This window comes from Pseudomonas sp. (assembly GCF_030696055.1).
GTDB lineage: Bacteria > Pseudomonadota > Gammaproteobacteria > Pseudomonadales > Pseudomonadaceae > Aquipseudomonas.
In genome coordinates, this window is sequence record NZ_JAUYNP010000007.1 from 19,517 (window position 1) to 29,622 (window position 10,106).

General features: G+C 59.0%; 5 protein-coding genes. All 5 read left to right on the forward strand.

Annotation, left to right across the window (positions count from 1 at the left end):
* Positions 1-32: 32 nt before the first annotated feature.
* The gene (pepN, locus tag Q8Q83_RS00415) at positions 33-2,693 is read left to right on the forward strand and encodes an aminopeptidase N (RefSeq protein WP_305620153.1); all 2,661 of its coding nucleotides are present in this window, start codon (positions 33-35) and stop codon (positions 2,691-2,693) included.
* 645 nt (positions 2,694-3,338) lie between these two features.
* Positions 3,339-5,375: a DUF1302 domain-containing protein gene (locus tag Q8Q83_RS00420; protein WP_305620154.1), complete on the forward strand. Its 2,037-nt coding sequence runs from the start codon at positions 3,339-3,341 to the stop codon at positions 5,373-5,375.
* A 64-nt stretch (positions 5,376-5,439) separates the two neighbouring features.
* Positions 5,440-6,810 carry a DUF1329 domain-containing protein gene (locus tag Q8Q83_RS00425; protein ID WP_305620156.1) on the forward strand — a complete coding sequence of 457 codons (1,371 nt, stop codon included), beginning with the start codon at positions 5,440-5,442 and terminating at the stop codon, positions 6,808-6,810.
* 197 nt (positions 6,811-7,007) lie between these two features.
* Positions 7,008-8,102 carry a YCF48-related protein gene (locus Q8Q83_RS00430; RefSeq protein ID WP_305620157.1) on the forward strand — a complete coding sequence of 365 codons (1,095 nt, stop codon included), beginning with the start codon at positions 7,008-7,010 and terminating at the stop codon, positions 8,100-8,102.
* Positions 8,103-8,121: 19 nt separating this feature from the next.
* On the forward strand, positions 8,122-10,106 hold a 1,985-nt coding region (locus Q8Q83_RS00435), incomplete at its 3' end, for an RND family transporter (RefSeq protein WP_305620159.1).

The following is a 10,106-nucleotide window of genomic DNA, read 5'->3' on the forward strand; positions in this document are numbered from 1 at the left end:
TTGAAGCTTGCAGCTGCCTCAGAGAGGCCCCCATGCGTACCGAACAACCGAAAATGATCTACCTCAAGGACTACCGGGCTCCGGACTATCTGATCGATGAGACGCACCTGACTTTCGAGTTGTTCGAGGACCATACCCTGGTGCATGCGCAACTGGTGATGCGGCGTAATCCGGCGGCGGGCGAGGGGCTGCCGCTGCTGGTGCTGGATGGTCAGCAGTTGGAACTGCTCAGCCTGTCCCTGGATGGCCAGGAACTGAGCGCCACCGATTACCAGCTCGGCGACAGCCATCTGAGCCTGCAGCCCAAGGCAGCCAGCTTTGTGGTTGACAGCAGCGTGCGCATCCACCCGGAAAGCAACACCGCGCTGGAGGGCCTGTACAAGTCCGGCAGCATGTTCTGCACCCAGTGCGAGGCCGAGGGGTTCCGCAAGATCACCTATTACCTCGACCGCCCGGACGTGATGAGCAAGTTCACCACCACGCTCAGCGCCGAGCAGCATCGCTACCCGGTGCTGCTGTCCAACGGCAATCCTATTGCCAGCGGCCCGGAGGAGGGCGGTCGGCATTGGGCGACCTGGCAAGATCCCTTTATGAAGCCCGCTTACCTGTTCGCCCTGGTGGCCGGTGATCTGTGGTGCGTGGAAGACAGCTTCACCACCATGACCCAGCGCGACGTGGCGCTGCGCATCTATGTCGAGCCGGAAAATATCGACAAGTGCCAGCACGCCATGGACAGCCTGAAGAAGTCGATGAAGTGGGACGAGCAGGTCTACGGCCGCGAGTACGACCTGGACATCTTTATGATTGTCGCGGTCAACGACTTCAATATGGGCGCCATGGAAAACAAGGGCCTGAACATCTTCAACTCCAGCTGCGTGCTGGCCAAGGCAGAGACCGCCACCGACGCCGCCCACCAGCGGGTCGAGGCGGTGGTGGCGCACGAGTACTTCCACAACTGGTCGGGCAACCGGGTGACCTGCCGCGACTGGTTCCAGCTGTCGCTCAAGGAAGGCTTTACCGTATTCCGCGACGCGGAATTCTCGGCCGATATGCACTCGCGCACGGTCAAGCGCATCGAGGACGTGGCCTATCTGCGTACCCATCAGTTCGCCGAAGACGCCGGCCCCATGGCCCACCCGGTGCGCCCGGACGCCTTTATCGCGATTTCCAACTTCTACACCCTGACCGAGTATGAGAAGGGTTCGGAAGTGGTGCGGATGATCCACACCCTGGTCGGCGCCGAGGGCTTTCGCCAAGGCAGCGACCTGTACTTCCAGCGCCACGATGGTCAGGCTGTGACCTGCGATGATTTTATCAAGGCCATGGAAGACGCCAACGGCATCGACCTGAGCCAGTTCAAGCGCTGGTACAGCCAGGCCGGTACGCCACGGTTGGCGGTCAGCGAGAGTTACGATGCGGCGGCGCAGACCTACAGCCTGAGCTTCAAGCAAAGCTGCCCGGCATCGCCGGGGCAGAGCGAGAAGCTGCCGTTTGTGATTCCCGTGGAGTTGGGCCTGCTGGGTGCCCAGGGCCAGGCCTTGCCGCTGCGCCTGCAGGGCGAGGCGGCGGCCGGCGCGGCGTCGCGGGTATTCGCCATCGACCAGGCCGAGCAGGTGCTGACCTTCGTCGATATCGCCGAGCGGCCGCTGCCATCCTTGCTGCGCGGCTTCTCCGCGCCGGTCAAGCTGAGCTTCCCCTACAGCCGGGATCAGCTGATGTTCCTGATGCAGCACGACAACGACGGCTTCAACCGCTGGGAGGCGGGCCAGCAGCTGTCGGTGCAGGTGCTGCAGGAGCTGATCGGCCAGCAGCAGCGTGGCGAAACCTTGCTGCTGGACCAGCGTCTGGTCACAGCTCTGCGCAGCGTGCTGCAGAACGAGCGGCTGGATCAGACCATGGTCGCCGAGATGCTCTCGCTGCCGGGTGAGGCCTATCTCACCGAGATCAGCGAAGTGGCGGATGTCGAGGCCATCCATGCCGCCCGCGAATTCGCCCGCCAGCAACTTGCTGACGCGCTATTCGATCTGCTCTGGCAGCGCTACCAGAGCAACCGTGACATCTCCCGTAGCAGCGCCTATGTGGCCGAGGCCGAGCACTTCGCCCGGCGCAGCCTGCAGAACATCGCCTTGTCCTACCTGATGCTCAGCAGCAAGCCGGATGTCTTGGCGGCCTGCCTGGAGCAGCTCGAGGTTTGTGACAATATGACCGAGCGTCTCGCCGCCCTGGCGGTGCTGGTCAACTCCACATTCGAGGATGAGAAGGCCAAGGCGCTGACCAGCTTTGCCGACTTCTTCAAGGACAATCCGCTGGTCATGGATCAGTGGTTTAGCGTGCAGGCAGCCAGCGCCTTACCGGGCGCGCTACAGCGGGTCGAGCAATTGATGCAGCACCCGGCCTTTACCCTGAAGAACCCGAACAAGGTGCGCGCCCTGATCGGCGCCTTTGCCGGGCAGAACCTGCTGGGGTTCCACCAGGCCGATGGCAGTGGCTACCGTTTTCTCGCCGATCAGGTCATCTGCCTCAATGCCCTCAACCCGCAGATCGCCTCGCGCCTGCTGGCTCCGTTGACCCGCTGGGCCAAGTACGACAGCGCCCGCCAGCAACTGATGAAGGCCGAGCTGGAGCGCATCCTGGCCTCGGGCGAGCTGTCCAGCGATGTCTTTGAAGTGGTGAGCAAGAGTCTGGCCTGCTGATAATCGGCTGCTGCCCAGTCTTAGGGAGCCAGCAGTGCTGGCTCCTAGGTTGTTATTGAGCAATAGGTGCAGACCAGCCTTAGTTGCTCGATATATCTATTAGTGCGAGCCGAAACACGGGGTGGTTAAGGCTCCCTCCTTCCCTATTTTGTCTTACAACCCAACATTAGAAGTGTTACCTGTGCTTATGCGGGTAACACTTGTTGTTACCTGCTGGGCTGTAAGCAAAGTTTTCCTGACCTAAGTGCCCGCCGCCGGACTTGATCTTGGCGGTATCTTCTGCCGTGTCCGTAGTTTATGCAGCGAGCACAACTGACAAATCGAGCCAGATGGTAGGACAAAATAAGCAATGGGTTGTTTCGTTTCGTGCCATTTGTATGGTGAATGACCAGTCATAAAATGAATTCAGAATTTGTGACTTTTATTCTGCGGTTTTTCATACGGCTGTTTGAATTGGCACCATGGTTGCAATAGCAGCAAGGATTTGACCTCGTCATGGTGCATGCCAAGCAGTGAGGGGGCGTGTAAGCGCGCGTTGGGGGATTAACGTCCGATCAACATCTAAGGCCGTCGCAAGTACGGTCATGTCGTGCCTTCTAGCTTGAGGCGCAAAAAAGAATGATCTGTCCGCGGAGTAAAGTTTCGATGGAAATTATGTCTCGTAAGCCCGTATTGCGTTTTGCACCTGCCAAGGCAGGTTTTGCCTTTATCGGCCTGCTTCCTTTGCTGGTGGCCGCCCATGCCCAGGCCGTGGAATTCAGCTTCGCCGACGATGAAATCAGCGGCTCCATCGATACCACTGTCTCCTACGGTCAATTGTGGCGTGTGCAAGGCCAGGACAAGACCAACAACGATATCAATACCAACGACGGCAACCGTAACTTCGATACCGGCCTGGCCTCGGAAGTGTTCAAGATCACTTCCGATATGGAAGTGACTTACCAGAACTACGGCGCTTTTGTCCGCGGTACGGCTTTCTATGACACCCAGATCATGGACAAGCGCAACGATTATTACGATGCCAATAACCCGGTACAGCCAAGCCAGAACTATCCAAAAGACGACAGCTTCACCTATGAAACCCGGCACAAAGCCGGCCGCAATGCGGAAATCCTGGATGCCTACGTCTATGGCAACTGGGATGTGGCGGATAAGCCGGTGACTGCCCGGATCGGTCGCCAGGTGTTCAACTGGGGTGAAGGTCTGTTCTACCGCGGTGGCGTAAACACCACCAACCCTGTGGATGCGGCCAAGTTCCGCTTGCCGGGTTCAGAAGTAAAGGAAGTGCTGGTCCCGGTTGAGGCCCTTAGTTTCAATATCGGTTTAACCGACAATCTGTCGATGGAAACCTTCTACCAATGGAACTGGAAAGAGTCTGCTATCGACCCGGTCGGTACTTATTTCTCTGAAACCGACCTGTTTGCCGATGGTGGTAATACGGCATACAGCGAGCAGACGCGTCTAGCATCCTTGCGCCCGTTGTATAGCGGCCTTTCGGCAGCCGGTGTCGGTGGTCTGGGCGGTACTGATTACTTCGATACTAATGGCACTATCAAGGTTGCGACCATTGGTTCGGATATCAATGCCAAGAACGATGGCCAATTCGGTGTGGCCTTTCGCTATATCGCCGAAGAGCTCAACTCTACCGAGTTCGGTTTCTACTTCGTCAACTACCATGCGAAAGAGCCAAATATCTTCGCGGAAGTGGATAGCGCCTATGCTGGTCTGAATACAGCGGCAATTGCCGGGCAAGTCCGGCCGATGGTTACTCCTCAAGTACAGCAGAGCGTTGCTGCGGCAGCAGGTGTTCCAGTTGCAGTATTACAAGCCGTTATTGCTAACCCAGCACTTAATCCGGCACTTGCTTCTGCCTATGCGAATGCTTTGACCGGCGCAGTACAGCAGGCCACTGGTGGTATAGCCGCAGTCGACCTGGCGAACAATGTAATCGGCCGTCGTGAATATCCCGAAGATATCCGCATGTACGGTATGAGCTTCAATACCACTGTGGGCGAGGCTTCGGTCTTCGGCGAGTTGTCCTACCGTCCTAACCTTCCAATTGGTATCGCCGCTACTAACGACCTGCTTGGCGATCTGCTGAGTCAGGCTGCGTTTATTGTTACCGGCCAGACGGTCAATATTGGCGGTCAGCAAGTCGATATGAGCGACCCGATTCATAACAACGAGCGAGTCGAGGCATTCAATTCGTCCCTCGGGACCATCTACAACTTTGGTCCGAGTCTAAGTTTCGATTCGCTGATCGGCGTGGCCGAACTGGCTTCCGAGCACCTACGCGGCAGCGACCTGCAATACTCATCCCGTAACGGCAACCGTTACTACGCCGGCCGCCCGAACGGTTCCTATATCTCCGGCTACGACCGCGACGACCAAATCAATAAAAACGCCTACGGCTACACCCTGGCCGTCAATGGCACCTGGAACGATGTGTATGCCGGGGTCAACCTGTCGCCGTTCGCCGTGTACAAGCATGACTTCGAGGGCAACTCGCACCAGACCGGTAACTTTATCGAAGGTCGTCAGGCTTACACCCTGGGCCTGCGCGCCAGCTACCTGAACAGCCTGGAAGCCGAGTTGCAGTACACCGAGTTCTACGGTGCCGGGCAGAACAACGCCACGCGCGATCGCGACAATATCGGTTTGAACGTCAAGTACTCCTTCTAAACCCAACTAGAAAATACCGGGTGCCTGCGGGCGCTCGGTTGCTGACTCATCACGGAGATTCAAGATGCTGAAAAAGCACACGCTGATCGGTGCCGCCATTGTGTTGGCACTGTCTGCTGGTAACGCGCTGGCGGCGGTTTCGCCTGCGGAAGCGGCCAAGCTGGGCGCGAGCCTGACCCCCTTCGGTGCCGAAAAAGCCGCTAACGCGGCGGGCACCATTCCGGAGTGGACCGGTGGTATCACCCAGGTTCCGGCCGAGTACAAGACGCCGGGTCAGCATCATCCGGACCCCTTTGCCGCTGACAAGCCGCTGTTCACCATCACCAAGGCCAACCTGGATCAGTACAAGGCCAACCTGACCCCGGGTCAGATTGCCCTGTTCAACGCCTACCCGAGCACCTACCAGATGCCGGTGTACCAGAGCCGTCGCTCCGGTTCGGCGCCGCAGTGGGTGTATGACAACACGCTCAAGAACGCCACCGCGGCCAAGCTGCTGGATGGCGGCAACGGCTTCTCCGATGCCTACGGCGGTATCCCGTTCCCGATCCCGCAGAACGGTGTCGAGGCGCTGTGGAACCACATCGCCCGCTACCGCGGCAGCTATATAGTGCGCCGCGCCTCGGAAGTGGCGGTACAGCGTAACGGTGCGTTCTCGCTGGTGACCTCGCAGCAGGAAGCCCTGTTCAAGTTCTACAACCCGAAAGGCACCGTCGCCGACCTGAACAACATCATGTTCTACTACCTGTCCTTCACCAAGAGCCCGGCGCGCCTGGCTGGCGGTGCGGTGCTGGTGCACGAGACCCTGGATCAGGTGAAGGAGCCGCGTCAGGCCTGGGGCTATAACGCCGGTCAGCGTCGCGTGCGTCGTGCGCCGAACCTGGCCTACGACACCCCGATCGCCGCGGCCGACGGCCTGCGTACCGCAGACGACACCGACATGATCAACGGCTCGCCGGATCGTTATGACTGGAAGCTGGTGGGCAAGAAGGAAATCTACATTCCTTACAACAGCTACAAAATCACCAGCCCGGAGGTCAAGTACAAGGACCTGCTGCAAGTCGGTCACATGAACCCGGCCTTTACCCGCAACGAACTGCACCGCGTGTGGGTCGTCGAGGGCACGCTGAAGTCCGGCGCTCGCCATATCTACTCCAAGCGTACCCTGTTCCTCGACGAGGACAGCTGGCAAGCCGCAGTGGTTGACCAGTACGACGGTCGTGGCGAGCTGTGGCGTGTGTCGCTGGCCTATCTGAAGAACTACTACGACCTGCCGACCACCTGGTCTGCGCTCGATGCCTTCCATGACCTGCAAGCGCGTCGTTACCATGTGCAGAACCTGGACAACGAAGAGCCGAGCACCATCGACTTCAGCCAGCCGATTCCGGACGACGGCTACTTCAAGCCAGCTGCCCTGCGTCGTCGCGGTACGCGTTAATCGTTGTGTAGTCTTGGTCAAAGGCCGCTACAGTAGTAGCGGCCTTTTTCTATTTAGTCGGTCGAATGGGGTCGCAAGCAGTCGGCGGGTTTAACAAAACATAACGTCGTGCCGATTGTCAGGCCTTTTGAAAGCTCAGTAGGATAGGTGGACTGCTAAACAGGTAGTGCTACCTATAAGAATAAGGGGGAAGGTATATGAGTGAGCCCGTCATGCGGCGCACCCAGGCCGGTTATGTCGCGGGACTGTTCCGCACACCGGCGCTCCGCGTCCACTCGCCGCTGGCTAAAGCGCTCTCGCTGTGCAGTGTGCTGTCCATTCTGACGTTGGCCGTTGCGCCGCTGCATGCGCAAGCCGCCGAGTCGGCTAGCAGTTATTCCATCGAGTCGGCCAAGGCGCAGCAGGCATTGCTGCTGGATATCACCAGCGTCGGCAAGCGTCTGGTGGCTGTGGGCGATCGCGGTCATATCCTCTATTCCGATGACAACGGTGCCACTTGGTCGCAGGCCAAGGTGCCGACCAAGCAAATGCTCACCTCCCTGTTTTTCGTCGATGACCAACACGGTTGGGCCGTCGGTCACGATGCGCAGATCCTTGCCAGCAGCGATGGCGGGGTGACCTGGGTCAAGCAGTTCGAAGACCTTGCGCGCGAAGAAGGCGCTCCATTTCTGGACGTCTGGTTCAAGGATCAAAACAACGGTTTTGTCGTCGGTGCGTACAGCGCGCTGTTTACCACCACCGATGGCGGCAAGACCTGGGAAGACGTCAGCGATCGCCTGGATAACGAAGACGGCTATCACCTGAATGCCATTACCGAGGTCAAGGACGCCGGCCTGTTCGTGGTGGGCGAACTCGGCAGTATGTTCCGTTCGCCCGATTGGGGGCAGACCTGGGAAACCCTCAAAGGTCCCTATGAAGGTTCGCTGTTCGGTGCCTTAGGCACCCAGGACGCCAATACGCTGCTGGTGTACGGCCTGCGTGGGCACCTGTTCCGTTCTGTCGACTTCGGCACGAGCTGGCAGCAGATCGAGCTCGATACCGTGGCCAATGGTCCGCTGGAGTTCGGTCTGGCCAACGGCACCCTGCTCAAGGACGGCAGCCTGGTGGTGGTCGGGCATGGCGGTAGCGTGCTCAAGAGCACCGACAATGGGCGCAGCTTTAGCGTGCTGAATCGTCCCGATCGTTTGTCTTTGGCCGGTGTGACCACGGATGACAGTGGCCGCCTGATCCTCGTGGGGCAGGGCGGTGTGCATGTCTCCTCGCCGACTGGCGCCAATCTGGGCCAACAATAATAAGCTGGGGTAGCGTTTGATGAGTAACCATCACCAGGACAAGGCGAGTTTTCTCGAGCGTCTGATTTTCAACAACCGGCCTGCGGTCATTCTGATCTGCCTGCTGGTCAGCATCTTCCTGTTCTTCCAGGCCACTCAGGTGCGGCCGTCGACCAGCTTCGAGAAGATGATTCCGCTGACTCACCCCTTTATCCAGAAGATGCTGGAGCACCGCAACGACCTGGCCAACCTGGGCAACACCGTGCGTATCTCGGTGGAAGCCAAAGAGGGCGATATCTTCACCAAGGACTATATGGAGACCCTGCGTCAGATCAATGACGAGGTGTTCTATATCCCAGGCGTCGACCGTTCCGGCTTGAAGTCGCTGTGGAGCCCCAGCGTGCGCTGGACCGAGGTGACCGAGGAAGGTTTTGCCGGTGGTGAAGTGATACCGCAGACCTACGACGGCAGCGCTGGCAGCATCGAGGAATTGCGCGGCAACGTGCTCAAGTCCGGGCAGATCGGTCGTCTGGTGGCGAACAACTTCAAGTCGAGCATTGTCGACGTGCCGCTGCTGGAGTCCTATCCGGACCCGAACGACCAGGGCAAGCTGATCAAGCTGAACTACCAGGAATTCTCCCACCAGCTGGAAGAGAAGATCCGCGACAAGTACCAGGCGCAGAACCCTAAGGTGCAGGTGCACATCATAGGTTTCGCGAAGAAAGTCGGCGACCTGATCGATGGTCTGCTCATGGTGGTGCTGTTCTTCGGCGCCGCGTTGCTGATCACCTTTGCCCTGCTGTACTGGTTCACCTGGTGTATCCGCAGCACCATCGCCGTGCTGTTCACCACCCTGATTGCGGTGGGCTGGCAGCTGGGCCTGATGCACAGCGTAGGTTTCGGTCTGGACCCCTACTCGATGCTGGTGCCGTTCCTGATCTTTGCCATCGGCATCTCCCACGGGGTGCAGAAGATCAACGGTATCGCCCTGCATTCGAGCGAAGCCGAGAATCCCCTGATGGCCGCGCGGCGCACCTTCCGCCAGCTGTTCCTGCCGGGGATGATTGCGATTCTGGCCGATGCCGTGGGCTTTATTACCCTGCTGCTGATCGATATCGGGGTGATTCGCGAGCTGGCCATCGGCGCATCCATAGGTGTGGCGGTCATCGTGTTCACCAACCTGATCCTGCTGCCGGTGGCGATTTCCTATGTCGGCATCAGCAACAAGGCGGTCGAGCGCAGCAAGCGCGATGCCGTGCGTGACCAGCCATTCTGGCGCCTGCTGTCCAACTTCGCCCATCCTGTGGTGGCGCCGATCTCGGTGGTCATCGCCCTGGCGGCTAGCGTCGGTGGTTTCTGGTACCAGGAACATAACCTGCAGATCGGCGACCTCGATCAGGGTGCACCGGAACTGCGTCCTGATTCGCGCTACAACCAGGACAACGACTTCGTCATCAAGAACTACTCGACCAGTTCCGACGTGCTGGTGGTGATGGTGAAGACCGCGCCGGAAGGCTGTTCGACCTTCCCCACCCTGGCCGCCATGGATGAGCTGATGTGGAAGATGGAGAACACGTCGGGCGTGCAATCGGCGATTTCCATGGTCACCGTATCGCGTCAGGTGATCAAAGGGATGAACGAGGGCAACCTGAAGTGGGAAACCCTGTCGCGTAACCAGGATGTGTTGAACAACTCCATCGCCCGTGCCGATGGCCTGTACAACGCCGACTGCTCGCTGGCGCCAGTGCTGGTGTTCCTCCAGGACCACAAGGCCGCCACCCTCAAGCGCGCCGTAAGTGCGGTACAAGACTTCGCCGCCGAGAACAACAAGGACGGTCTGGAGTTCTTGCTGGCAGCCGGTAACGCCGGTATCGAAGCGGCTACCAACGAGGTGATCAGCAAATCCGAGTTGCTGATCCTGACGCTGGTGTACCTGTGCGTTGCCGCGATGTGCATGATCACCTTCCGCTCCTTTGCCGCGACCATCTGCATCGTCCTGCCGCTGATCCTCACCTCGATCCTCGG